Source organism: Pseudomonas hydrolytica (assembly GCF_021495345.1).
Taxonomy (GTDB): Bacteria; Pseudomonadota; Gammaproteobacteria; order Pseudomonadales; family Pseudomonadaceae; genus Aquipseudomonas; species Aquipseudomonas hydrolytica.
This window is the reverse complement of the sequence record NZ_CP099397.1, coordinates 960,795-986,283: the sequence shown is the minus strand read 5'-3', so window position 1 is coordinate 986,283 and position 25,489 is coordinate 960,795. Positions and strand designations below refer to the sequence as shown.

At 65.3% G+C, this 25,489-nt stretch carries 21 protein-coding genes; 11 read left to right on the top strand and 10 right to left on the bottom strand.

Translation table 11 applies throughout. The features are described 5' to 3' along the window. Positions 1-23: 23 nt before the first annotated feature. The 6 genes from L1F06_RS04430 to mreB all read right to left on the bottom strand — a co-directional run bounded on the left by L1F06_RS04430 (position 24) and on the right by mreB (position 8,711). A complete protein-coding gene (locus tag L1F06_RS04430; protein WP_129482902.1) occupies positions 24-3,845 on the bottom strand; it encodes a YhdP family protein in 3,822 nt (1,273 codons plus the stop codon). A gap of 17 nt (positions 3,846-3,862) precedes the next feature. Then, positions 3,863-5,320 (bottom strand): ribonuclease G, encoded by a 1,458-nt coding sequence (gene rng / locus L1F06_RS04425; protein WP_003242858.1) that lies wholly within the window; start codon positions 5,318-5,320, stop codon positions 3,863-3,865. Positions 5,321-5,420: 100 nt separating this feature from the next. Next, positions 5,421-6,017, bottom strand: coding sequence for a Maf family protein (locus L1F06_RS04420; protein WP_129482901.1), 597 nt, complete (start codon positions 6,015-6,017; stop codon positions 5,421-5,423). Between the two features lie 49 nt (positions 6,018-6,066). Beyond that, a complete protein-coding gene (gene mreD / locus L1F06_RS04415; protein ID WP_003242856.1) occupies positions 6,067-6,555 on the bottom strand; it encodes a rod shape-determining protein MreD in 489 nt (162 codons plus the stop codon). Continuing rightward, complete coding sequence (gene mreC, locus L1F06_RS04410) at positions 6,555-7,484, bottom strand: rod shape-determining protein MreC (protein WP_036987042.1); 930 nt, start codon at positions 7,482-7,484, stop codon at positions 6,555-6,557. The genes mreD and mreC overlap by 1 nt, the downstream gene beginning before the upstream one ends. A gap of 189 nt (positions 7,485-7,673) precedes the next feature. Then, positions 7,674-8,711, bottom strand: coding sequence for a rod shape-determining protein MreB (gene mreB, locus L1F06_RS04405; RefSeq protein ID WP_003242854.1), 1,038 nt, complete (start codon positions 8,709-8,711; stop codon positions 7,674-7,676). 237 nt (positions 8,712-8,948) lie between these two features. Here mreB and gatC point away from each other — a divergent pair, with 237 nt between their 5' ends. From gatC to L1F06_RS04375, 6 genes are all read left to right on the top strand, one after another. Next, positions 8,949-9,236 (top strand): Asp-tRNA(Asn)/Glu-tRNA(Gln) amidotransferase subunit GatC, encoded by a 288-nt coding sequence (gatC, locus tag L1F06_RS04400; protein WP_003242853.1) that lies wholly within the window; start codon positions 8,949-8,951, stop codon positions 9,234-9,236. 15 nt (positions 9,237-9,251) lie between these two features. Continuing rightward, positions 9,252-10,703, top strand: a complete 1,452-nt coding sequence (gatA, locus tag L1F06_RS04395; RefSeq protein ID WP_129482900.1) for an Asp-tRNA(Asn)/Glu-tRNA(Gln) amidotransferase subunit GatA — start codon at positions 9,252-9,254, stop codon at positions 10,701-10,703. An 11-nt stretch (positions 10,704-10,714) separates the two neighbouring features. Then, positions 10,715-12,160 (top strand): Asp-tRNA(Asn)/Glu-tRNA(Gln) amidotransferase subunit GatB, encoded by a 1,446-nt coding sequence (gatB, locus tag L1F06_RS04390; RefSeq protein WP_003242851.1) that lies wholly within the window; start codon positions 10,715-10,717, stop codon positions 12,158-12,160. A gap of 68 nt (positions 12,161-12,228) precedes the next feature. After that, on the top strand, positions 12,229-12,651 hold the full coding sequence (locus tag L1F06_RS04385; RefSeq protein ID WP_129482899.1) for a septal ring lytic transglycosylase RlpA family protein: 423 nt from the start codon (positions 12,229-12,231) through the stop codon (positions 12,649-12,651). A gap of 91 nt (positions 12,652-12,742) precedes the next feature. After that, positions 12,743-13,837 (top strand): calcium/sodium antiporter, encoded by a 1,095-nt coding sequence (locus tag L1F06_RS04380; RefSeq protein ID WP_003242849.1) that lies wholly within the window; start codon positions 12,743-12,745, stop codon positions 13,835-13,837. Positions 13,838-13,839: 2 nt separating this feature from the next. Beyond that, positions 13,840-14,223 (top strand): carboxymuconolactone decarboxylase family protein, encoded by a 384-nt coding sequence (locus tag L1F06_RS04375; protein WP_129482898.1) that lies wholly within the window; start codon positions 13,840-13,842, stop codon positions 14,221-14,223. 72 nt (positions 14,224-14,295) lie between these two features. Here L1F06_RS04375 and L1F06_RS04370 read toward each other — a convergent pair whose 3' ends face one another. The 3 genes from L1F06_RS04370 to L1F06_RS04360 all read right to left on the bottom strand — a co-directional run bounded on the left by L1F06_RS04370 (position 14,296) and on the right by L1F06_RS04360 (position 17,232). Continuing rightward, positions 14,296-15,237 carry an AEC family transporter gene (locus L1F06_RS04370; RefSeq protein ID WP_129482897.1) on the bottom strand — a complete coding sequence of 314 codons (942 nt, stop codon included), beginning with the start codon at positions 15,235-15,237 and terminating at the stop codon, positions 14,296-14,298. Between the two features lie 165 nt (positions 15,238-15,402). Next, on the bottom strand, positions 15,403-15,963 hold the full coding sequence (locus L1F06_RS04365; RefSeq protein ID WP_003242846.1) for a response regulator transcription factor: 561 nt from the start codon (positions 15,961-15,963) through the stop codon (positions 15,403-15,405). 15 nt (positions 15,964-15,978) lie between these two features. Continuing rightward, positions 15,979-17,232, bottom strand: coding sequence for an ATP-binding protein (locus tag L1F06_RS04360; protein WP_003242845.1), 1,254 nt, complete (start codon positions 17,230-17,232; stop codon positions 15,979-15,981). Between the two features lie 199 nt (positions 17,233-17,431). On the opposite strand from L1F06_RS04360, the gene L1F06_RS04355 reads away from it, so the two are divergent. The 3 genes from L1F06_RS04355 (at position 17,432) to L1F06_RS04345 (ending at position 21,618) form a co-directional block, all read left to right on the top strand. Next, the gene (locus L1F06_RS04355; RefSeq protein WP_129482896.1) at positions 17,432-18,145 is read left to right on the top strand and encodes an SIMPL domain-containing protein; all 714 of its coding nucleotides are present in this window, start codon (positions 17,432-17,434) and stop codon (positions 18,143-18,145) included. A 225-nt stretch (positions 18,146-18,370) separates the two neighbouring features. Continuing rightward, positions 18,371-19,969: an ABC transporter substrate-binding protein gene (locus L1F06_RS04350; protein WP_129482895.1), complete on the top strand. Its 1,599-nt coding sequence runs from the start codon at positions 18,371-18,373 to the stop codon at positions 19,967-19,969. A gap of 53 nt (positions 19,970-20,022) precedes the next feature. Next, complete coding sequence (locus L1F06_RS04345; RefSeq protein ID WP_177491156.1) at positions 20,023-21,618, top strand: ABC transporter substrate-binding protein; 1,596 nt, start codon at positions 20,023-20,025, stop codon at positions 21,616-21,618. A 43-nt stretch (positions 21,619-21,661) separates the two neighbouring features. On the opposite strand, the gene L1F06_RS04340 is transcribed toward L1F06_RS04345, so the two are convergent. Further along, positions 21,662-22,891: a M24 family metallopeptidase gene (locus tag L1F06_RS04340; protein ID WP_129482894.1), complete on the bottom strand. Its 1,230-nt coding sequence runs from the start codon at positions 22,889-22,891 to the stop codon at positions 21,662-21,664. Between the two features lie 184 nt (positions 22,892-23,075). Here L1F06_RS04340 and L1F06_RS04335 point away from each other — a divergent pair, with 184 nt between their 5' ends. Both L1F06_RS04335 and L1F06_RS04330 read left to right on the top strand, forming a co-directional pair. Continuing rightward, a complete protein-coding gene (locus L1F06_RS04335) occupies positions 23,076-23,642 on the top strand; it encodes a helix-turn-helix domain-containing protein (protein ID WP_003242840.1) in 567 nt (188 codons plus the stop codon). A 180-nt stretch (positions 23,643-23,822) separates the two neighbouring features. Next, positions 23,823-25,412 carry an ABC transporter substrate-binding protein gene (locus L1F06_RS04330; RefSeq protein ID WP_435301314.1) on the top strand — a complete coding sequence of 530 codons (1,590 nt, stop codon included), beginning with the start codon at positions 23,823-23,825 and terminating at the stop codon, positions 25,410-25,412. Positions 25,413-25,489: the final 77 nt, after the last annotated feature.

The following is a 25,489-nucleotide window of genomic DNA, read 5'->3' as shown; positions in this document are numbered from 1 at the left end:
ACAGAGTACGCCAAGCCGTCCGCTCATTGCGGTTTTTCGAACGGCTTGTCGAAGCTGATTTCCGGATCCTGCAGTGGCCCCTTGACGTCGTACTGCACGCTGGCGAAGCGCGCGACCCTGTCTCCCAGCAGCTTGTCGACCACGAACAGCGCACCGCCGACGGCCGGCGCCCCGACGATCAGCGCGGCCAGCGGCAGGTTGTTGGTCACCGGCAGGGTCACCAGCAGCTTGGCGTCGATACGCTCGTTGCGCATGTCCAGGTTGCCCTTGAGTTCGAGGTTGCTAGACGGCCCGGTCAGGGTGATCGGTTCGCGGGTAACGAACAGACCGTCGTTGGCCTGCAGGTTGCCCTTGACCCGGTCATAGCTCAGGCCCTTGCCGAGCAGGTCCGAGAAGTCCAGGCGCAGGCGGCGGCCGATGGAGTCGAAGTTGAGCAGGCCGAATACCCGCAATGCCTGCGCCGAGCCCTGCACTTCGACGAACTGTCCCTTGCGCAGGGAGGGTTCGAAGGTGCCGGAAAAACGCTTGAGCGAGAACCAGGCCAGCGAGCCCGGCCAGCTGCCGTCGATGTCGACACGAAAACTTTCGCTGGTGGCGCTGGGGGCGAAGTCCCAGGCCAGCAGTACCTTGCCCAGGTCCCCGCCCTGCATGCGCCCCTTGTACCAGCTGCGCGTGGCGCCCGGCGCGCCGCGCCAGCCTGCGCTGCCGCCGATCTTCAGCCCCTGCAGGTCGAGATCGAGTTCGTCGAAGCGCACCCCCTGTTCTTCCGGGCGCACCTTCAGCGACCAGGCACCCAGCACCTTGTCGCCGCGCTGCACGCGCTCGATACGGATGTCCAGCGCCGGAATCTGCCGGGGGTCGACGTCCGCCAGCGGATCGGGCGCATCGCCGGCCTTCGCAGCCTCAGGATCGGGTGCCGGCAGCCTGACATGCTGCAGATCGATGCGGATAGGCACACCCTCGGCATCGGCGCGCAGCACCCGCCCGGCCGCCAGCTCGCTGTCGAGCTGCAGTTCCCAGGCCTGCCCCTGTCGCGTCAGGCCGATGCGCAGCTGCTCGACCTCCTGACCAAACCCGCGGAAACGCCCGATATTCAGCTGCCCCCCACGGAACAGACGCTGGCTGTCGTCGTCCACCTTTACCGGGTGATCCACGGACAGCTGCTTCCAGGCATCGAGATCCAGCTCCGCCAGCGTGCCACGCACCCCCAGCCCCTGCGCAGTGGGCAGCCGAGCCGGCTCGCCGCCCACTACAAGTTCACCGCGTCCGTCGGCCAGAGCCCCTGCCGGCGCCGCCAGATTGAGACTGGCCACCCCCTCGTAGTCGGCCCAGTAGCGCCGCTCGCGTCCGCTCAGGGTCATGCGCCACTCGGCATGGCGCTCCTGCTCGGCCGTCTTGCCGAAGGGCGCGGGCAGATCGATGGCCACGCCGCGCAGATTCGAGTCGACACGCAGCTGACTGTCGTCTCCGTCGAGGGTCAGCCGCAGGCGATAGGGCAGCAGCCCGCCGACCGGAAGCTTCTGCGGACCACCCAGCCACTGACTGAGCGTTTCCACCTGCACCTGGCCGCGCAGATCGAAGAGCGTGCGCGCCTGGCCGCGCGAGCCTTCGGCGCTGACCTTGCCGCGCACCTGACGCCCGAACACCTGCGCCCGCACGTCCGGAGCACTGAGCCCCGACGCGCTGTCGAAGCGAAACGCGCCCTGCACCTGGCTCAATTGCAGATCCGGGTTGCTCAGCTTGAGGCTGGCGCCCTCGGTGGCGAAGTCCACTATCACGCCCGGCTTAGGCCCTTTCTGCAAAGGGACATCCAGCTGCAGGCGTCCGCTCAATGGCCCTTCACCCTGCCAGCCGGCAACGATCTCGGCGGTACCGATGGGGGCTTCGCGCAGCAGCTTGATGGCATCGCCCAGGCTGCTCTGCACCTTGCCGTCGAGCTTCAGGCGCGGCGGCTTGCCGTCATGCAGCAGGGGAATGTTGGCGGTCACCTCGCTGACCCGGCTGTCCAGCAGACGCCCGCTCTGCAGGCGCACGCGTACCGCGTCGTCCTCGATCAGCACCTCGCCGTTGCCTTCGCGCAGAGACGGCCAGTCCGGCTGGAAGGCCAGTTCGGCATCCTTGACCTGGAAGAACAGGCTGAGGCTGCGCGCCCCCAGCGAAGCGCCCTTGTTCAGCGATCCCTGATACTGGAAGTAGCCTTCCTCCACCCGGCCAGAGCGAATGGCAGTCTTCAGCCACTTGTCCAGCTCGGCGCTCATTCCCGGTGAACGGCTCGGCAGATACTTCTCGGTGTAGGCCGCATCGCCGTCACGCAGACCGACGCGCAGGTCCATGTAGTCCTCGGCATCGGGATCGCGACGCAGGCGAATCAGCATGTCTCCGGCGATCTGCCCTTCCTCGCCATCCAGGCGCATGTAAGGGCTGGCCAGGGTCAGGCCGTCGTCGTTCCACGCCCAGCTCAGGCGCGCCTGGGCATGACGGTAGCGCCAGGGCTCGGGGAACAGCTGATCCAGATGCAGGGCGAAGTTTTCGCTGTTCAGGCGCAACTCGCCCTGGAACAGATTGCCCGACGCACTGCCGCTGACGTTCTCTGCCGCCGGCGCGCCGTGGTAGGCGGCGATGCCCACGCGCTCGAGGTTGGCGGCGAAGCGCAGACGCTCGGCGCCTTCTGCTTGCGGGAAGTAGTCCAGCAGCAGATTGCTGACGCTGCCCTGCGGCGCCAGGCCGACCAGCGCCTGCTCGGCGGCCTCCGGCAGGGGCGCCAGGGCGTGCACCAGGGGCGCCCAGGCCGCCAGATCGAGGCGGTCGGCGCTCAGCGCCCAGCGCTCTTCTGCACTGCCGGCGCCGTGCTGCGCCAGGTTCAGATGCACTTCGCCAATGCGCTGCTCGCCATGGGTCATGGCCAACGAATCGAGCTGCGCGTGCACCCCGCCTGCCTCCTGACGGAAGTAGGCATTGAAGGCCAGGTCGTCCAGGGTGATCGGCTCCTGCTCGCCATGCGCGCCGACCACCTGCGGTGCATGCAGGCGCAGGGCACCCTGCTGCAGGGCCAGCCCGCGCGCCTTGAGCCAGAGTTCGCCGCCGGCCTGCAGGCGCTCAAGGTGCCAGTCGCCGGTCAGGCGCTGCGGCAGCCAGGCCGCCCAGTCGCTCTGCGGCAGGCTCAGGTACAGCTCGGCTTCGGCCTCGCGCCAGCTCTGCGGCTGCATCCGCGTGCGCAGGCGCAAGGCCAGCGGCTGACCATCGGGCAGCAGCAGGCGACCATCCAGGCGCTGGCTGTTGCGGCCATAACCCAGGCTGAGGTTGACGTAGCTGAGCAGCAGCGGCTCCTGGTCGCGCGGCTGCAGGACGATACGGCTGTCGAACAGGCTGATGCGCCGCACTATCCGCAACTGTTCCAGCACCTGCTGGACATCCGCGTCGGGGCCGTCACGCTGTGGCCAGCCTTGCAGGTGCCAGGCACCCTCGGCGTCTTCCTGCAGGTTCAGCTGCAGGCCATCGAACTGCAGATGAGCGATGCGCGGTTGCCGCGCCAGCAGGCTGCCGAGCATATCCGGCAGCAGCTGCACGCGATCCAGGCCGAGCCCCAGATCCTGCGCACCGATCTGCACATCGTGAGCCACCAGCACCGGCGCGAAGCCCTGCCAGCGCCCCTCCAGCCGACCGATGCGCACCGGTACGCCCAGCGCCTCGCTAGCGTGGTCCTCCGCCTCCAGGCGGTACTCGGCCACCAGCGGCACCAGCTCGCGACCCAGGCTGACATACAGCGCCGCCAGCACCAGCAGCGCGGCGCACAGACCGAGCCCCCAGCGCAGCAGCTGCAGAAACAGACGCCCCAGACCACCCACCTCAGGGCTTCCCGTGCTCAGAGCAGCACCACATCGTACTGTTCCTGGGAGTACATGGTTTCCACCTGAAACTTGATGGTGCGGCCGATGAAGGCCTCCAGATCGGCGACGTTGCCCGACTCCTCATCGAGCAGGCGGTCGACCACCTTCTGGTTGGCCAGCACCCGATAACCCTCCGCCTGGTAAGCACGAGCCTCGCGCAGGATCTCGCGGAAGATCTCGTAGCAGATGGTTTCCGGCGTCTTCAGCTTGCCGCGGCCCTGGCAGGCGCTGCACGGCTCGCAGAGGATCTGCTCGAGGCTCTCGCGGGTGCGCTTGCGGGTCATCTGCACCAGGCCCAGCTCGGTGATGCCGATGATGTTGGTCTTGGCGTGGTCGCGCTCCAGCTGCTTCTCCAGGGTGCGCAGTACCTGGCGCTGGTGCTCCTCGTCCTCCATGTCGATGAAGTCGATGATGATGATGCCGCCCAGGTTGCGCAGGCGCAGCTGACGGGCAATGGCGGTGGCCGCCTCCAGATTGGTCTTGAAGATGGTCTCTTCCAGCGTGCGGTGACCGACGAAGGCGCCGGTGTTGACGTCGATGGTGCTCATCGCCTCGGCCGGATCGACCACCAGGTAGCCACCGGATTTCAGCGGTACCTTGCGCTCCAGCGCGCGCTGGATTTCGTCTTCTACGCCGTACAGGTCGAAGATCGGCCGCTCGCCGGGGTAGTGTTCCAGGCGGTCGGCGATTTCCGGCATCAGCTCGGCGACGAACTGGGTGATCTTTTGAAAGGTCTCGCGCGAGTCGACACGGATCTTCTCGGTGCGCGGGCTGACCAGGTCGCGCAGGGTGCGCAGCGCAAGGGACAGGTCCTCGTAGATCACCGAGGGGGCCTTGGCGTTCTGGATCTGAGCGGCGATCTGGTCCCACAGGCGGCGCAGGTAACGGATGTCGATGAGAATCTCGTCGGCGCCGGCCCCTTCCGCCGCGGTGCGCAGGATGAAGCCACCAGCCTCCTCGATGCCCTCGGCGGCGACGCAGTCGGCCACCACCTGCTTGAGCCGATCGCGCTCGGCTTCTTCCTCGATCTTCAGCGAGATACCGACATGGCTGGTGCGCGGCATGTACACCAGGTAACGCGAGGGAATCGACAGCTGGGTGGTCAGGCGCGCGCCCTTGCTGCCGATGGGGTCCTTGGTGACCTGCACCACCAGACTCTGCCCTTCGTGCACCAGGGCGCTGATCGGTTCGACGGCAGCGCCTTCACGGGTGGAGATCTCCGAGGCATGGATGAAGGCCGCACGTTCCAGGCCAATGTCGACGAACGCCGCCTGCATGCCGGGCAGCACCCGCACCACCTTGCCCTTGTAGATATTGCCGACGATGCCGCGCTTCTGCGTGCGCTCGACGTGCACTTCCTGCAGCACGCCGTTTTCCACCACCGCCACGCGCGACTCCATCGGCGTGATATTGATCAGAATCTCTTCGCTCATGCATCCGTCCCGCTGGATTCGTTGTCGGTTCGACGTGACGCCGATTGTTTCTGCAGGCGCGAATTCATGGGCGATTCCATCCTGAACGTCGCGCCTGCACCTAGCCTTGCGTCGGCATCTGCCAGCAGGGGATGCCGAAATCCGCCAGCAGTTGCGCCGTTTCGCACAAGGGCAGACCGACCACCGCCGAATAACTGCCCTCGATACGACTGACGAACACCGCCGCCAGTCCCTGAATACCATATCCGCCTGCCTTGTCGCAGGGTTCGCCGCTGGCCCAGTAGGCCTCGATCTCCGCCTCGCTCAGGGCGCGGAAGGTGACGTCGCTGGCCACCACACGCGCCGCTTCGCGATCGCCGCTGACGAGGGCTACGGCCGTCAGCACCTGATGGGTACGTCCGGCCAGGGCGCGCAGCATGCGCTGAAAATCGGCGAAATCCTGGGGCTTGCCCAGAATGCGTCCATCCAGCACCACGGCGGTGTCGGCGCCCAGCACCACGGCATTGGCGCGGCCGCCCAGGGCGGTCAGTCCGGCACGTACCTTTTCCCGCGCCAGACGCTCTACATAGGCCGTGGCAGGCTCATCTGGCAACGGGTTTTCATCTATCGAGGCGATTTGCGTGACGCAGGGCACGGCAATCTGTGCCAGCAGCTCGCGCCGGCGGGGCGAGGCGGAGGCCAGGAACAGCTCGGCCATACGGGTATCTCCCTTGGCGAACCGCGACCAGCCGTGCGGCGGGCCGCGCTCAGTTGACGTTGAGGCGCAGGTGCAGGCCGCGCAGGATGCCGCAGATCCAGGGCCAGAGCAGTGCGCTGACCAGTGCCGGCAGGACGAAGGCCAGGGTCGGCGGACGACTGCCGGTCAGGGCGTTGAGCCACAGCTGCACCAGCTGGGCCAGACCGAACACCACCATCAGCACCACGCTCTGCTGCCACAGTGGGAACATGCGCAGACGCTGATGCAGGCTCAGCACCAGAAAGGTGATCAGGGTCAGGATCAGCGCGTTCTGCCCCAGCAGGGTACCGAACAACACGTCCTGTGCCAGCCCCAGCAACCAGGCCGTGGTCATGCCGACGCGATGCGGCAACGCCAGCACCCAATAGGTGAGGATCAGCGCGACCCACAGTGGGCGGCCGATCTGCATGAACTCGGGCAGCGGTGAAACACTGAGCAACAATCCAAGCGCCAGGCTGAGCCAGATCACCCAGCCGTTGCGCGATTGAACACCGACCATCAGTTCGTCTCCTGGGCGGCAGCAGGGGTCACCGGCGCATCGCCCTCGGCAGGTTTCTGCTCGCCCTGCTCGCGCGCCCGCTCGGCTTCGCGATCAGCCGCTTCCTGGGCCTCGGCCGAATCGTTGGCACGCTGCTCCGGGGTACGCTGATCGGAGAACACCAGAAGCAGGTAACGGCTGCGGTTGAGCGCGGCGGTGGGCACAGCGCGGACGATGGCGAAGGGCTGGCCCGAATCGTGGATCACTTCCTTGACCGTGGCCACCGGGTAGCCGGCCGGGAAGCGCTGGCCCATGCCGGAGCTGACCAGCAGATCGCCTTCCTTGATGTCGGCGGTATCGGCGACGTGACGCAATTCGAGGCGCTCGGGGTTGCCGGTACCGACCGCGATGGCGCGCAGGCCGTTGCGATTGACCTGCACCGGGATGCTGTGGGTGTTATCGGTGAGCAGCAGCACGCGCGAGGTGTAGGGCATGATCTCCACCACTTGGCCCATCAGGCCCCGGGCATCGAGCACCGGCTGGCCGAGGAACACGCCGTCCTTCTCGCCCTTGTCGATCAGAATGCGGTGGGTATAGGGGTTGGGATCGACGCCGATCAGCTCGCCGACCAGCACCTCTTCGTCCACCAGCGCGGCGGAGTTGAGCAGTTCGCGCAGGCGCACGTTCTGCTCGGTGAGCGCGGCCAGTTTCTGCAGACGGCGCTGCAGCAGCAGAGCCTCGGCCTTGAGCTTCTCGTTCTCGGCCATCAGCTCGCTGCGCGAGGAGATCTGCTGGGTAGCACCGTCCCAGGCGCGTACCGGCAGGTCGGCCAGCCAGTAGAAGGGCGTCAGCACCAGGCCCATCTGGCTGCGCAGTGGCTTGAGCGCCTCGAAACGCGCGTCGACCACCATCAGCACCGCCGAGAGCACGGCGAATACCAGCAGGCGGATGCCCAGCGAGGGACCTTTGGCGAAGAGCGGCTTAATGACCTGCTCCTTGTGCGCCACATGGGCGGAAAGCGCGCGATTTCATGCGAAGGGCAAAACCGGTCAGGCGAAGGTTGGGCCGAGTGTACTGCAATGCTCGAATATGCGCGTGCCGCCCGGAGGCGGCACGACAGCGAGCCACTAGCGGAACCCTTACTCGGTGGAGAGCAGGTCCATGGCGTGGCGATCCATCATTTCCAGCGCCTTGCCGCCGCCACGGGCGACGCAGGTCAGCGGGTCTTCGGCGACGATCACCGGCAGACCGGTTTCCTGGGCCAGCAGCTTGTCCAGGTCACGCAGCAACGCGCCGCCACCGGTCAGCACCAGGCCGCGCTCGGCGATGTCCGAGGCCAGCTCGGGCGGCGACTGCTCCAGCGCGCTCTTGACCGCCTGGACGATGGTCGCCAGGGATTCCTGCAGCGCTTCGAGCACTTCGTTGGAGTTCAGGGTGAAGCTGCGTGGTACGCCCTCGGCCAGGTTGCGACCGCGCACGTCGACTTCGCGAATCTCGCCGCCCGGGTAGGCGGTGCCGATTTCCTGCTTGATGCGCTCGGCGGTGCCTTCACCGATCAGCGAGCCGTAGTTGCGGCGCACGTAGGTGATGATGGCTTCGTCGAAACGGTCGCCGCCGACGCGGACGGACTCGGCGTAAACCACGCCATTGAGGGAAATCAGCGCGATCTCGGTGGTACCGCCGCCGATATCGACGACCATCGAACCGCGGGCCTCTTCGACCGGCAGGCCGGCACCGATGGCAGCGGCCATCGGCTCTTCGATCAGAAACACTTCACGGGCACCGGCGCCCAGGGCCGATTCGCGAATGGCGCGACGCTCGACCTGGGTCGATTTGCACGGCACGCAGATCAGTACGCGCGGCGACGGCTGCAGGAAGCTGTTTTCGTGAACCTTGTTGATGAAGTACTGCAGCATCTTTTCGCAAACGCTGAAGTCGGCGATCACGCCATCCTTCATCGGGCGAATCGCAGAAATGTTGCCGGGGGTACGGCCGAGCATGCGCTTGGCCTCGGTGCCGACGGCCACGACACTCTTCTGGTTGCCGTGGGTACGGATGGCGACCACGGACGGCTCGTTCAGCACGATGCCGCGTTCGCGCACATAAATAAGGGTATTGGCAGTGCCCAGGTCGATCGAAAGATCGCTGGAGAACATGCCACGCAGTTTCTTGAACATTAGGAAGGGACCCTAGGCAACGCGTGGGTGAAGGCCAGGCGCGGAAAACGCGCAGGTAAAAAGTGCGGCAAACTCTAACAACGGCAGGGATTTTGAGCAAGGCGGCAATATGGTAGATTGCCTGTTTTTCCGGGCCTTGCAGCCGCACATCGCGGCCTTTGACCGCCAGCTCACGACATCCGTTCCCTGCAGCCTGGCTACCCGCGCGCCCTTCACACTTCCACTGGAGAACCCCCGATGGCGCTTGAACGCTCCGAGGTGGAAAAAATCGCCCACCTGGCCCGCCTTGGCCTGAACGAAAGCGATATTCCGCAAACCACCGAAACCCTGAACAGCATCCTCGGCCTGATCGACCAGATGCAGGCGGTCGACACCCAGGGCATCGAGCCCCTGGCCCACCCGCTGGAAGCCACCCAGCGCCTGCGCGCCGACGTGGTCAGCGAGCACAACCAGCGCGACGCCTATCAGGCCATCGCCCCGGCCGTGGAAAGCGGCCTGTACCTCGTGCCGAAAGTCATCGAATAAAGGAAAGGGCTCGACATGCATCAAATGACCCTCGCCGAGATCGCCAAGGGCCTCGAGGCCAAGCAGTTCTCCGCCGAAGAGCTGAGCCGCGCCCTGCTGGCGCGCATCGCGCAGCTCGACCCGCAGCTCAACAGTTTCATCACCGTCACCGAAGATCTGGCCATCGAACAGGCCAAGGCCGCCGACGCCCGTCGCGCGGCCGGCGAAAACAGCCCGCTGCTCGGCGCCCCGATCGCCCACAAGGACCTGTTCTGCACCAACGGCGTGCTGACCTCCTGCGGCTCGAAGATCCTCACCGGCTTCAAGGCGCCCTACGACGCCACCGTGGTGGAGAAGCTCAAGGCCGCCGGCACCGTCACCCTCGGCAAGCTGAACATGGACGAGTTCGCCATGGGCTCGGCCAACGAATCCAGCCACTACGGCGCGGTGAAGAACCCCTGGGACACCAGCCGCGTACCCGGCGGCTCTTCGGGCGGCTCGGCTGCTGCCGTGGCCGCACGCCTGCTGCCGGCCGCCACCGGCACCGACACCGGCGGCTCGATCCGTCAGCCGGCGGCGCTGACCAACCTCACCGGCATCAAGCCCACCTACGGCCGCGTTTCGCGCTGGGGCATGATCGCCTACGCCTCCAGCCTCGACCAGGGCGGCCCGCTGGCCCGCACCGCTGAGGACTGCGCCCTGCTGCTCGGCGCCATGGCCGGCTTCGATGCCAAGGACTCCACCAGCGTCGATCAGCCGGTGGATGACTACCTGGCTGCGCTGGCCCAGCCGCTGGCCGGCCTGCGCATCGGCCTGCCCAAGGAATACTTCGGCGCCGGCCTCGACGCGCGTATCGGCGAGAAGGTGATGGCTGTGGTCGAGGAGCTGAAAAAGCTCGGCGCCACCGTCAAGGACATCAGCCTGCCGAACATGCAGCATGCGATTCCCGCCTACTACGTGATCGCCCCGGCAGAAGCCAGCTCCAACCTGTCGCGCTTCGATGGCGTGCGCTTCGGCTATCGCTGCGAAAACCCGGTGAACCTCGAAGACCTGTACAAGCGTTCGCGCGGCGAAGGCTTCGGTGCCGAGGTCAAACGGCGCATCATGGTCGGCACCTACGCGCTGTCGGCCGGCTATTACGACGCCTACTACATCAAGGCGCAGCAGATCCGCCGCCTGATCAAGAACGACTTCGTCGCCGCCTTCAAGGATGTCGACGTGATCCTCGGCCCGACCACGCCCAACCTGGCCTGGAAGCTGGGCGAGAAGAACGCCGACCCGGTGTCCGCCTACCTGGAAGACATCTACACCATCACCGCCAACCTGGCCGGCATCCCCGGTCTGTCAATGCCGGCCGGCTTCGTCGATGGTCTGCCGGTGGGCGTGCAGCTGCTCGGCAACTACTTCCAGGAAGGTCGTCTGCTCAATGTCGCGCACCAGTACCAACAGGTCAGCGACTGGCACAAACAAGCACCGACTGGTTTCTGAGGAATAGACAGATGCAATGGGAAACCGTAATCGGGCTCGAGATCCACGCTCAGCTCAGCACGCAATCGAAGATCTTCTCGGCCAGCGCCACCAGCTTCGGCGCCGAGCCCAACACCCAGGCCAGCCTGATCGACCTCGGCATGCCCGGCACCCTGCCGGTGCTCAACGCCGAGGCGGTACGCATGGCGGTGAAATTCGGCCTGGCGATCGACGCACATATCGCGCCGCAGAACGTCTTCGCCCGTAAGAACTACTTCTATCCGGACCTGCCCAAGGGCTACCAGACCAGCCAGATGGATCACCCCATCGTCGGCAAGGGCCATCTGGACATCACCCTGGAAGACGGCACCGTCAAGCGCATCGGCATCACCCGCGCGCACTTGGAAGAGGATGCCGGTAAGAGCCTGCACGAAGACTTCCACGGCATGAGCGGCATCGACCTGAACCGCGCCGGTACGCCGCTGCTGGAGATCGTCTCCGAGCCGGATATCCGCAGCGCCAAGGAGGCGGTGGCCTACGTCAAGGCCATCCACGCCCTGGTGCGCTACCTGGGCATCTGCGACGGCAACATGGCCGAAGGCTCGCTGCGCTGCGACTGCAACGTTTCCGTGCGCCCGAAAGGCCAGGAAGCCTTCGGCACCCGCGCCGAGATCAAGAACGTCAACTCCTTCCGCTTTATCGAGAAGGCGATCAACCACGAGATCCAGCGCCAGATCGAGCTGATCGAGGACGGCGGCAAGGTCATCCAGGAAACCCGCCTGTACGACCCGAACAAGGACGAGACCCGCTCCATGCGCGGCAAGGAAGAAGCCAACGACTACCGTTACTTCCCCTGCCCCGACCTGCTGCCGGTGGTGATCGAGCAGAGCTTCCTCGACGAGGTGCGCAGCCAGCTGCCGGAACTGCCGACGCAGAAGCGCGAGCGTTTCCAGAGTCAGTACGGTCTGTCCACCTACGACGCCAGCGTGCTCTCGGCCAGCCGCGAGATGGCCGAGTACTTCGAAGAAGTGACCAAGGTCTGCGGCGATGCCAAGCTGGCGGCCAACTGGGTGATGGGCGAGCTGTCCAGCCTGCTCAACAAGGAAGGCCTGGAGATCGAGCAGTCGCCGGTTTCCGCCGAGCACCTGGGCGGCATGATCCTGCGCATCAAGGACAACACCATCAGCGGCAAGATCGCCAAGATGGTGTTCGAGGCCATGGCCGCCGGTGAAGGCAGCGCCGATGCGATCATCGAGAGCAAGGGCCTCAAGCAGGTTACCGACAGCGGCGCCATCGAGGCGATGCTCGACGAGGTGCTGGCCGCCAACGCCGAGCAGGTCGAGCAGTACCGCGCCAGCGACGAAGCCAAGCGCGGCAAGATGTTCGGCTTCTTCGTCGGCCAGGCCATGAAAGCCTCCAAGGGCAAGGCCAACCCGGGGCAAGTGAACGAACTGCTGAAGAAGAAGCTCGAAGGCTGAGCCAGGCCGTTTCGCTTGATACTGAAAAACGCCGGTTCCCCCGGCGTTTTTTCATGGGGAAAGAACAGATGACGATCCGTAGCCCGGATGCAATCCGGGAACCTTCATTGCCCCGGATTACATCCGGGCTGCGCACCTGCGCATTACTCGGCGCGCTCGCCCTGCTGGTCGGCTGCTCCACCTTCGGCGGCGGCTCAGGCAGCAGCGAGACCGGCAAGGCCTCCTACTACGGCGACCGCCACCACGGGCGCAAGACCGCCAGCGGTGAACGCTTCGATCAGCAGGCGCTGACCGCCGCACACCGCAGCCTGCCGTTCGGCAGCCGGGTCAAGGTCACCAACCTGAACAACGGCCGCACCGTGGTGGTCCGTATCAACGACCGCGGTCCCTTCGTGCGCGGGCGCATCATCGACGTGTCGCGACGCGCGGCGCAGCAGCTGGACATGCTGCGTGCCGGCGTGGTGCCGGTGCGAGTCGAAGCGCTGGACTGAACAGGGTCGGTAACAAATCGCTGCCAGCACCCACTGGCGCGGCGATACGCCATCGCTACACTAGCCGCACTTTTTTCGGAGCTTTCCTGCAATGACAATGATGACCTACGTCTACCTGATCGCCGGCCTGGTGCTGCTGGTTGCCGGTGCCGAAGTGCTGGTGCGCGGCGCCGCCAAGCTGGCTGCGCAGTTCGGCATTCCGCCCCTGGTGATCGGCCTGACCGTGGTGGCCTTCGGCACCAGCGCCCCGGAAACCGCGGTCAGCGTGCAATCGGCCTTCAACGGCAGTGGCGATCTGGCCATCGGCAACGTGATCGGCAGCAACATCGCCAACGTGTTGCTGATTCTCGGCATGACCGCCCTGGTGGCGCCGCTGATCGTCTCGCGCCAGCTGATCCGCCTCGACGTGCCGATCATGATCGGCGCCAGCCTGGTGGTCTATGCCCTGGCCTGGGACGGCGCGCTGAGCCGCCTCGACGGCGCCCTGCTGTTCGGCGGCGTGCTGACCTACACCGGTTTTCTGATCTACAGCGCACGCAAGGAAAACAAGAGCGACGATGACGAGTTCGCCAAGGAATTCGGCCTCGATGAACCGGCCAAGCCCTATGCCTGGGTCATCAACCTCGGTCTGATCGTCGCCGGCCTGGCGCTGCTGGTCGGCGGCTCCAACCTGCTGGTCGAAGGCGCCGTGCAACTGGCCCGTGCCCTCGGCCTGTCGGAACTGGTGATCGGCCTGACGGTGATCGCCATCGGCACCTCGCTGCCGGAGCTGGCCACCTCGATCATCGCTGCCTTCAAGGGCGAGCGCGACATCGCCGTGGGCAACATCGTCGGCAGCAACATCTTCAACCTGCTGTGCGTGCTGGGCCTGGCCTCGCTGGTATCGCCTGCTGCCATTTCGGTATCGCCCAATGCCCTGGCCTTCGACTTCCCGGTGATGATCGCGGTTGCCGTCGCCTGTCTGCCGATCTTCTTCACCGGCTTTCGCATCAACCGCTGGGAAGGCGCCCTGTTCCTCGCCTATTACGTGGCCTACACCCTGTATCTGGTGCTGTTCAGCACCGGTCGCCCGTTCGCCCAGACCTTCGGCGACGCCATGCTCGGTTACGTGCTGCCGCTGACCGCCGTCACCCTGGTGATCGTCGCCGGGCGCTCCTGGCACAACCATCGCAAGGGGGGCATCTGAGCATGACCGACAACCATGACCGCGGCGTGCAGGTGCGCCGCGAGGTGATGGGCGACGCCTTCGTCGACCGTGCCCTGGGCAATGCCACCGAGTTCACCCAGCCGCTGCAGGACTTCGTCAACGAACACGCCTGGGGCGGCGTGTGGACCCGCAGCGGCCTGCCGCGCGCGACCCGCAGCCTGATCACCCTGGCAGCGCTGACCGCGCTGAAATGCCCGCAGGAACTCAAGGGCCACGTGCGCGGCGCACTGAACAACGGCTGCACCGTCGAGGAAATCCGCGAGACCCTGCTGCACTGCGCGGTCTACGCCGGCGTACCGGCCAGCATCGATGCCTTCCGCGCGGCGCAGGAAGTGATCGAGGAATACCAGCGCAACGTTTCCTAGGACTTCGTAGGGTGCGCCGTGCGCACCAGCCATCACCGCCATCGGGCGCATGGTGCACCCTGCCGCCCGCCCTTAGATCCAGCCGCCCCACTGCAGTATCAGCAGCCCGACGTTGGTGGTGATCACCGCCGCCAGCGTGGTGATGACGATGATCGCCGCCGCTAGTTCATGGTTGGCGCCCACCGCGCGGGCCATGACGAAACTGGCGGCCGCCGTGGGGCTGGCGAAGTAGAGAAAGAGGATCGCCAGGTCCGCCTCACGGAAGCCGTACATCCAGGCGCCGTAGGTGGCTAGCAACGGCAACCAGACCATCTTCATCAGGCTGGCGCTCAGCGCAATGCCGCTGCTCTGCCGCAGGGAAGCCAGGCTGAGGGTGCCACCGATGCAGATCAGTGCCAACGGCAGGGTCATCTGCGCGAAGTATTCGGCCGAGGTCATTAGCCACGCCGGCAGCGCGATCTGCCAGTAGGCGAAGGGAATGGCCAGCAGCACACCGATGATCAGCGGGTTGATCAGAATGCTCCTGGCGATGGCCAGCGGCCCGGTCCTGGCTCCTGGGCTGTAGATGGCCAGGACGATGGCCGAGAGCACGTTGTAGCAGAGGATCACCACGCCACCGAGCACCGCGCCCAGGGACAGGCCGTAGTCGCCGTAAAGGCTGGTGGCCAGGGCCAGACCGATGATGCCGTTGTTGCCGCGAAAGGCGCCCTGGGTGTAGATGCCGCGCTCGGCATGGGCAATGCGCCAGATCGCCCAGCCCCAGGCCAGCAGGAAGCAGACCAGGGTGGCGGCGACGAAGAACAGCAGCAGCGCCGGTTGCAATGCCGCGCTCAGATCGGCGCGCACGATGCCGAGAAACAGCAGGGTCGGCATGGTGCCGCGAAACACCAGGCTCGAGGCGGTGTCGATAAAGGCGCGATCGATCCAGTGCAGGCGCTTGAGCGCCACGCCGAGAAACAGCATGGCGAACACGGGCGCGGTGATGGCGAGGGTTTGTGCAGCGACGGCGAACATGGCGACACCAGCAGGTTGTCTGACGACCTATGTTAGCTGGCTAAGCATCCTTCGACCATGGGCAATAGCCGCGCAGTTGTAGGGTGGGCCGGGGCATGCTTCGCCATTGGCAAAAGCTACGCAGTTGTAGGGTGGGCCGGGCGGCGGGTCTAGGTATGCAAAGGCTCAGCGACGAACCGGGCGCTTCTGCAATTTGCGCTGCAACGTGCGGCGGTGCATGCCCAGGGCGCGGGCGGTAGCGGAGATATTGCCCTCGTGCTCGGCCAGCACACGCTGGATGTGCTCCCACTGCAGGCGGTCCACCGACATGGGGTTTTCCGGCACCAGACTGTCGAGGTCGGCATGCTCGGAAAGCAGCGCGGTGAGCACGTCATCGGCATCGGCCGGCTTGCACAGGTAGTTGGCCGCGCCGCGCTTGATGGCCTCCACCGCAGTGGCGATGCTGGAATAGCCGGTGAGGATCACCACACGCATCTCGGCGTCCAGCTCCAGCAGCTTGGGCAGCAGCACCAGACCGGAGTCGCCCTCCATCTTCAGGTCGACCACGGCGTAGTCCGGCAGGTCTTCCTTGGCCAGCGCCAGGCCCTCGTCGGCGCTGGAGGCGGTGGACACGCGCAGGCCGCGGCGGCTCATGGCCCGCGCCATCACACGGGTAAAGGTAGGGTCGTCGTCGACCAGCAGCAGATGGGGCTGCTCTTCACCTTCGAACAGGGATTCTTCGCTCATGCTGGGTTTTCCTTGTCAGGCCACGCCGTAGGCTCGCGGTAACTTCAATTCGGTGAGGGTGCCGCCTTCCTCGTGGTTATACAACTTAACCGTGCCGCCGGCACGGGTCACGCTGGCCTGGCTGAGGAACAGACCAAGACCGAAGCCCTTGCCCTTGGTGGTGAAGAAAGGCCGCCCGAGCTGCTCGGCGATGGCCAGCGGCACGCCGGCGCCGTGGTCGCGGATGCTCAGGCGCAGCCACTGGTGGTCCCAGTCCAGGCGAATGTCGAGTTTGTCCGGGCAGGCGTCGGCAGCGTTGTTGAGCAGGTTGAGCAGCGCCTGGGTCAGATCCGCCGGCGGCATGATGCGCGGCGGCGTGCCACGCCCCAGGCACTGGTAGCGGTAGCTGGCCTCGGGGCGCATCAGGTGCCAGCGGTTGAGGGTGGTTTCCAGCCACTCGACGCAGGATTGCTCCACCACCGCCTGACGCCGGTCGTTCTCGGCGGCACGCACCAGTTGCTGCAGAGTGTACTTGCACAGCTTGACCTGCTCCTGCAGTAGCGCCAGGTCGTCCTGCAGCGCCGGGGTGTCGCGGTACTCCTGGCGCAGCTCCTTGAGCAGCACACTCATGGTGCCCAGCGGCGTGCCCAGCTCGTGGGCAGCGCCGGCAGCCTGGGTGGCCACGGCCAGCAGTTGCTGGTCGCGCAGGCTTTCCTCGCGGCGCTCGGCGCGCAGCTCGTCCTGGCGGCGCAACTCCTCGGCCATCTTGGCGACGAAGAAGGTGATCAAGGACGCCGCCAGGGCGAAGCTCAGCCACATGCCGTAGACCAGCAGGCTCTCGCGCGCGGCGGGCAGCTCGAGCGGGTGGGTCCATACCAGCAGCAGGGTGTAACCGGCCAGCGCCAGACCGGCCAGGACGATGGTGAACATCCACGGCAGGGTCGCCGCGGCGATGGTCAGCGGCACCAGGTAATAGGAGACGAAGGGGTTGGTCGAGCCGCCCGAGTAATACAGCAGCACGCTGTGAATGATCAGATCGCAGGCCAGTTGCACGGCGTATTCGAACTCCGTCACCGGCCAGGGGCCACGCAGGCGCACAGCCGTGCCCAGGCACAGCAGCAGGGAAATGCCAAGGGTGACCGACAACTGCAACCAGGGCAGCGGTAGCATGCCCGACTTGTAGGCGAGACCGACCGAGCCGGCCTGAGCCGCCAGCACGAGAATACGGATGAGGGTCAGGCGCCAGAGGTTCTGGCGACTGGCGGATAGCAACTGCACGGGCTCGAGCATGGCGACTCCATTGGTTGCGGCGAGTATAACCAAGCCTGGCGCGGCCTTCCGCCGCTGCGGCAACCGGCCGCACGCCCCCGCTGCCGGCGGATTGCCGAGCGGGCTGAAAAAAATTTCATCGGCGTTAACCCGGATCGCCACTCGCCTACGTCTAACCTCGGGAAACGGCCAACAGGCCATCGAAAAAAGGAACCGCACCATGCGCACCATGACCCGTATCGCCACCGCCCTCGCCCTGACCGCCGCCAGCCTGGCCAGCACCGGCCTGCTGGCCGCCGAGGCGCGCTACAACCAGATCGCCCTGCGCGCCGAGGTCAACCAGGAAGTGGCCCACGACCTGATGCACGTCACCCTCTATACCGAGGCGCAGCATGCCGACCCGGCCAAGCTGGCTGCCGAGATCACCAACACCCTGAACAAGGCGCTGGAGCAGGTGCGCCAGGTCCGTGGCGTTTCGGTCAAGCTGGGCAGCCGCCACAGCTATCCGGTGTACGACGACAAGGGCCAGAAGATCACCGCCTGGCGCGAGCGCGCCGAAGTGCGCCTGGAAAGCGCCGACTTCGCCCGCCTGTCCGCGCTGACCGGTGAGCTGCTGCAATCGATGAAGATGGCCGGCATGGACTTCAGCATCGCCACCGACACGCGCAAGACCCGCGAGGACGCCATGCTCAAGGACGCCGTCAACGCCTTCAAGGCACGCGCCCAGCTGGCCACCGAAGCACTCGGCGGCAAGGGCTACAAGCTGGTCAGCCTGAACCTCAACACCGGTGGCTTCCAGCCGCCGATGCCGATGCGCGCGTATGCCGCCAAGGGCATGGCGATGATGGAGGCGGCACCGACCCCGGAAATCGAGGCCGGCACCAGCCAGGTCACGGTCAGCGCCGACGGCGTCATCGAAGTGCAGATGCCCTGAACCACGCCCCGCAACAACGCAACGCCGTTATCGCCAGATAACGGCGTTTCGCCATCTTTTTCCTGCGATTTTTTCATAAATGCGACAGCAAGTTACAACGCTGTAGCGCTAACCATTTCCGGCGCGACATCTCGCTTGCCTCGGGCACAGGGGCTGCATAGCTTCGGTGGTGGCCTCCACAAGAGGCTCCTCAAGGATCACAACCACAACAACGATGAGGTCAAGATGCGCAAGAACGCCGTTATCCAGGCTTTGCTTACCGCTGGGCTGATCGCCAGCGCCCCCCTCGCCAGCGCCGCCAATCTGGTGTTCTGCTCCGAGGGCAGCCCCGCCGGTTTCGACCCCGGCCTGTACACCACCGGTACCGATTTCGACGCGGCAGCGGAAACCGTCTTCAACCGCCTGACTCAGTTCGAGCGCGGCGGCACCCAGGTCGAGCCTGGCCTCGCCGAGAGCTGGGAGGTCTCCGACGACGGCCTGACCTACACCTTCAAGCTGCGCCCCGGGGTGAAGTTCCACACCACCGAGTACTTCAAGCCCAGCCGCGAATTCAACGCCGACGACGTGCTGTTCACCTTCAACCGCATGCTCAACAAGGACGACCCGTTCCGCAAGGCGTACCCCACCGAGTTCCCGTACTTCACCGACATGGGCATGGACAACAACATCGCCAAGATCGAGAAACTCGACGAGCACACGGTGCGTTTCACCCTCAACACCGTCGATGCCGCGTTCATCCAGAACATGGCCATGAGCTTCGCCTCGATCCACTCCGCCGAGTACGCCGACCAGTTGCTCAAGGCCGGCAAGGCTGCGGACATCAACCAGAAGCCCATCGGCACCGGCCCCTTCGTGTTCAGCCGTTACCAGAAGGACGCGCAGATCCGTTACAAGGGCAACCAGGACTACTGGAAGCCGGACGACGTAAAGGTCGACAACCTGATCTTCGCCATCAACACCGACCCGTCGGTGCGCATGCAGAAGCTGCGCGCCGGCGAGTGCCATGTCAGCGTATTCCCGCGCCCGGCCGACCTGGAAAACCTGAAGAAGGACCCCAAGCTGCAAATGCCCGAGCAGGCTGGCTTCAACGTCGGCTACCTGGCCTACAACACCGAGCACAAGCCACTGGACAAGCTCGAAGTACGCCAGGCGCTGGACATGGCGATCAACAAGCCGGCGATCATCAACGCCGTCTACCAGGGCGCCGGCCAGGTGGCGGTCAACGGCATGCCGCCGACCCAGTGGTCCTATGACGACACCATCAAGGACACCCCCTACAACCCGGAAAAGGCCAAGGAACTGCTCAAGGCTGCCGGCGTGAAGGAAGGCACCGAAATCACCCTGTGGGCCATGCCCGTGCAGCGCCCATACAACCCCAACGCCAAGCTGATGGCCGAGATGCTGCAGGCCGACTGGGCCAAGGTCGGTATCAAGGCGCGCATCGTCAGCTACGAGTGGGGCGAGTACAACAAGCGCGCCAAGGCCGGCGAGCACGACACCCTGCTGATCGGTTGGACCGGCGACAACGGTGACCCCGACAACTGGCTGGCCGTGCTGTACGGCTGCGACGCCATTGGCGGCAACAACTACAGCCGCCTGTGCAACAAGGAGTTCGACGCGCTGATCAAGAAGGCCAAGGCGATCAACGACCAGGAAGAACGTACCGTGCTCTACAAGCAGGCTCAGCACCTGCTCAAGGCCGATGTGCAGAACACGCCCATCGCCCACTCCACCGTGTACCAGCCGATGCGCAAGGAGGTGCAGGACTTCCGCATCAGCCCGTTCGGCCTCAACTCCTTCTATGGTGTGAGCATCGGCAACTGACGGCAGACGGCGCACCTTGGGGTGCGCCGTTTCTATCTGGATCGGGAGTTCAAATGTCTACCCTGCCCCTCAAGCGCGGTGGCGTGCTGCTGGCCGCCCTGTTTGCTGCTCAGGTCCAGGCGGCCAATCTGGTGGTGTGCAGCGAAGCCAGCCCGGAAGGTTTCGATATCGTCCAGTACACCGCTGCCACCACCGCCGACGCCACGGCGGAAACCCTGTTCGAACGCCTGGTGGCCTTCGCCCCCGGCAGCACCGACATCGTTCCGGCGCTGGCGCAGAGCTGGGAAATCAGCGATGACGGCCTGAACTACACCTTCACCCTGCGCGAGGGGGTGAAATTCCACGCCAACAAGGAATTCACGCCAAGCCGCACCTTCAACGCCGACGACGTGCTGTGGAGCTTCCAGCGCCAGCTCGACCCGGCGCATCCCTGGCACAAGCTGTCACTGCGCGGCTTCCCCTACGCCGAGTCCATGGGTCTGGCGCAACTGATCGAGCGCATCGAAAAGCTCGACGAGCATCGCGTGCGCTTCGTTCTGAAGCATCCCGAGGCGCCTTTTCTGGCCAACCTGGCCATGGGCTTCGCCTCGATCTACTCGGCCGAATACGCCGAGCATCTGCTCGCCAGCGGCAAGCCCGAGCGGCTGAACAACGCCCCCATCGGCACCGGCCCCTTCGTCTTCGAGCGCTACGCCAAGGACGCCCAGGTGCGCTTTCGCGGCAACCCGGACTACTGGGACGGCGCACCGGCAATCGAACGCCTGATACTGGCCATCACCCCCGAGCCCAACGTGCGCCAGCAACGGCTCAAGGCCGGCGACTGCCAGATCGCCCTCTACCCGCGGCCGGTGGACATCCCGGCGCTCAAGGCCGATCCGCAACTGCAGGTGCTGGAGCTGGATTCGCTGCTGACCGCCTACATCGGCATCAACACCCGCCATCCGCGGCTGGGTGACGTGCGCGTGCGCCAGGCGATCAACCTGGCGTTCGACAAGGCCGCCTACATTCGCGCGCAGTTTGGCGAGGGCAATGCCACGCCGGCCGTGGCGCCCTACCCGGCGCCCCTGTGGGGCCATGACGAAACGCTGCAGGACTGGCCGCACGATCCCGAACGGGCCCGTCAGCTGCTGGCCGAGGCCGGTCACCCCGATGGCTTCGCCCTGTCGATCTGGACTCGCCCCGGTGGCGGGCCGACCAACCCCAACCCCGGTATCGGCGCGCAGATGCTGCAGGCCGATCTCGCCGCCATCGGCATCCGCAGCGACATTCGCGTGTTCGAGTGGGGCGAGCTGATCAAGCGGGCCAAGAACGGCGAGCACGATCTGGTGTTCATGGGCTGGGCCGGCGACAACGGCGACCCGGACAACTTCCTCACCCCCAATCTGTCCTGCGCCGCCGCCGAGAGCGGCGAGAACCAGGCGGGCTGGTGCGACAAGGCCTTCGATACGCTGATCGCCCAGGCGCGCCGCGAACCCGAGCAGGATAAACGCGCCGCGCTGTATCGCCAGGCCCTGGGCATCTTTCACGAACAGGCGCCGTGGATCGCCCTGGCCCACCCCAAACAGTTCGCGGCGCTGCGCAAGGGCGTCGAAGGCTTCGTGCTCAGCCCGCTGGGCTCGAACAATTTCGCCAAGGTGAAAGTACCCTGACGCCGGGAACCGGTGACGGCGCTCCGGCACCGGTTCCGCGCGGTTAAACGTCCAGACCGAAGGGGTCGTCCACCGAATGGCTGGGCTGGGTAAACCAGCGCGGGCCGTCGGCGGTCATGTAGAAGTGATCCTCCAGGCGGATGCCGAACTCGCCCGGCACGCAGATCATCGGCTCGTTGCTGAAGCACATGCCCTCTGCCAGCGGTGTGTCATCGCCGCCGACCAGATAGGGTCCCTCGTGAATGTCCAGGCCGATACCGTGCCCCGTACGGTGCGGCAAGCCCGGTAAGGCGTAACCAGGCCCAAGCCCTGCGGCCTCCAGGCTACGCCGCGCCGCCGCGTCCACCGACGAACAGGGCGCCCCCAGGGTGGCGGCCTCGAACGCTGCCTGCTGCGCGGCTTTTTCCTTGTTCCAGAAGTCGCGCTGGCGCGCGCTGGGCGTGCCGAAGACGTAGCTGCGGGTGATGTCCGACAGGTAACTGTGCACCTTGCAGCCGGTGTCGATCAGCACCATGTCGCCGTCCTTGAGCCGCTGCGCATGCTTGACCCCATGCGGAAAGGCGCTGGCAGCACCGAACAGGACGATGCAGAAGGTCGAGCCAGGCGCACCGACGCGGCGGTGCGCCTGGCGGATGAACTCGGCGACCTCGGTGGTGCTGATGCCTTCATGGAGGATGCTCGCAGCAGCCTTGTGCACCTCCAGGGTCATGTCCTTGGCGCGCTGCATCAGCGCGATTTCCGCCGGCGACTTGCATTGGCGGCAGGCCGTGGTGACGCACCCGGCGTCGACGAAGCGATAACCGCCGGTCAGCTGGCGGATGCCTTCGAACATGAAAAAAGGCAAGGAAGAACAAAGGCCTACCTTCGGCGGCGCACCATCATTGGGCAATACCCCGAGGCGCTTCAGGCAGTTCAGAAACAGCACATAGGGGCTTTCGTGCTCCTGCCAGGTATTGATCGTGCCGGGCACCACCTGAAAGTCGCGCACCGTGCCCTCCTCGAAGGCCGGCGCCAGATATTCCAGTGCGCCGCTGGCCGGCAGAATCGCACCGACCATGCGCTCGCTGGCATTCCACTGCACGCCGGTGAAGTACTGCAGGTTGCTGCCGGCGGCAAGGAACAGCGCGGCGATATCCTGGTCGCGCATCAACGCCTGAGCGCGGGCGATGCGTGCCTGGTACTCCGCCTCGCTGATCGGCTCCGCGCCGGCCATCATGTTCTGCAGGCGCGCCAAGGCCTGCTCCGGCGTACTGCCGCCGACTCCCAGTGTCATCTGCACATCCTCGTCTGGCCCCAAGACGGACATCGTCGGCGGGCAACTTGTCGCAAAAATTTAAGTTCTACTTAAATTTTGGTCAAAGCCTTTTTCAGCCTGACTTAAAAAGCTCGCCGGTATCGGGCTGGAGTCGCGGCGGCTCATGGGTATACTCCGCTGACCCGAATAGCGAGCCACTTTCATGACCGCAGATCGCATTGGCGAACGTTTGCGCCGCTACCGGCGGGCCGCCGGCAAGACTCTCAATCAGGTGGCGGCCGAGGCCGGCCTGACCGCCAGCTTCCTGTCCCAGGCAGAGCGCAACCTGACCGGCGTCTCGCTATCCTCGCTGGCCAGCATCGCCAAGGCGCTCGATGTGCCGCTCAACGTGCTGTTCGACCAGCCCGCCCAACCGCAGCCGGATTCGCACGTGAACGAGCGGGTGCGCTACACCGTCGGCGGCCAGCTGCTGGCCTACGAACGCCTGTCCAGCTCTTTTCCTGGTAACTCGATCAATGCGGTGAAGATGAACATTCCGGTGGGTTACCAGTCGGAGCTGATTGCCCACGAAGGCGTGGAGTTTTCCTACGTGCTCAGCGGGCGGATCGTCTACACCATCGAAGGTCGCGACTACCCGCTCGGCCCCGGCGACTCGGTGCATTTCGATGCCGGCAAGCTGCATCGCCTGGCCAACAGCGCCGACACCCCGGCCGAAGTGCTGACCATGACCACCATGGCGCTTTTCGACGATCACCCCGTCAACGAGTGATTTTTGCCCCGATTTAGGGCAAACATGCGCAATGTTAGTGCTGCTTAATTTTTGTTGACCCCTATTTCAGCATGACTTAATTTCGAGTTCGACCCGGTTGGGCTACCCGCCTTCACCGCATACCGAGCTCGCGCTGCACCCAGGCGCGAACAAAAAAAGAAAAAAGAGGTTCGCATGCGTATGTCTCCCCTGTGCAAGGCCCTGCTTACCGCAGGCCTGCTCACCAGTGCTTCGTTCGCCCACGCCAGCAATCTGGTGTATTGCTCCGAAGGCAGCCCGGGTGGTTTCGACCCCGGCCAGTACACCACCGGCACCGATTTCGACGCGGCCTCGGAAACCATCTTCAACCGCCTCGCCGAATTCGAACGCGGCGGCACCAAGGCCCAACCGGCCCTCGCCACCTCCTGGGACGTCAGCGAAGATGGTCTGACCTACACCTTCCATCTGCGCGAAGGGGTCAAGTTCCACACCACCGATTACTTCAAGCCGACTCGCGACTTCAACGCCGACGATGTGCTCTTCACCTATCAGCGCATGCTTGATCGCAACCACCCGTTCCGCCAGGCCTACCCCAGTGAATTTCCCTACTTCACCGACATGGGTTTGGACAAGAACATCGCCAAGGTCGAGAAGACCGACGACATGACCGTGGTCTTCACCCTCAACGCCGTCGACGCCGCCTTCGTGCAGAACTTGGCGATGAACTTTGCCGCGATCCACTCGGCCGAATACGCCGACCAGCTGCTCAAGGCCGGCAAGGCCGCGGAGATCAACCAGAAGCCCGTCGGCACCGGCCCCTTCGTGTTCAGCCGCTACCAGAAGGACGCGGTGATCCGCTTCAAGGGCAACACCCAGTACTGGGCGCCCGAGCAGGTGAAGATCGACAACCTGATCTTCTCCATCAACACCGACGCCTCGGTGCGCGCCCAGAAGCTGCGCGCCGGCGAATGCCACGTCACCCTCAACCCGCGCCCTGCCGATCTGCAGAGCCTGCAGGCCGACAAGAACCTCAACGTACCGACCGAGCCGGGCTACAACCTCGGCTACATCGCCTACAACGTCACCCGCGCGCCCTTCGACAAGCGCGAAGTCCGTCAGGCGCTGGACATGGCCGTGAACAAGACAGCCATCATCGACGCCGTGTACCAGGGCGCCGGCCAGCTGGCGGTGAACGGCATGCCACCGACCCAGTGGTCCTATGACGAGTCGATCAAGGATGCCGCCTACGATCCGGAGAAAGCCAAGGAGCTGCTCAAGGCCGCCGGCGTCAAGGAAGGCACCGAGATCACCCTGTGGGCCATGCCCGTGCAGCGCCCCTACAACCCCAATGCGCGGCTGATGGCCGAGATGCTGCAGAACGACTGGGCCAAGATCGGCATCAAAGCGCGCATCGTCAGCTACGAATGGGGCGAGTACATCAAGCGCGCCCATGCCGGTGAACACGACGCAATGCTGATCGGCTGGACCGGCGACAACGGCGACCCGGACAACTGGCTCGGCACCCTGTACGGCTGCGCCTCGGTAGACGGCAACAACTTCTCCAAGTGGTGCGACGCCGAATACGACAAGCTGGTGGTCGCCGCCAAGCGCGTGACCGAACAGGAGCAACGCAGCGAGCTGTACCGTCAGGCACAGGCGGTTCTCAAGCGCGAAGTGCCGATCACGCCGATCGCTCACTCCACGGTCTACCAACCGATGCGCAGCAGCGTCAAAGGCTTCGAGATCAGTCCCTTCGGGCGCAACAGCTTCAGCGGTGTCAGCAACAACTGATAGCCCGCTGCGCGACCGCCGTTGCGCGACCGCCATCGTGAGACAGCCACGCACGACGGCCCGAACAAACCTTCGGG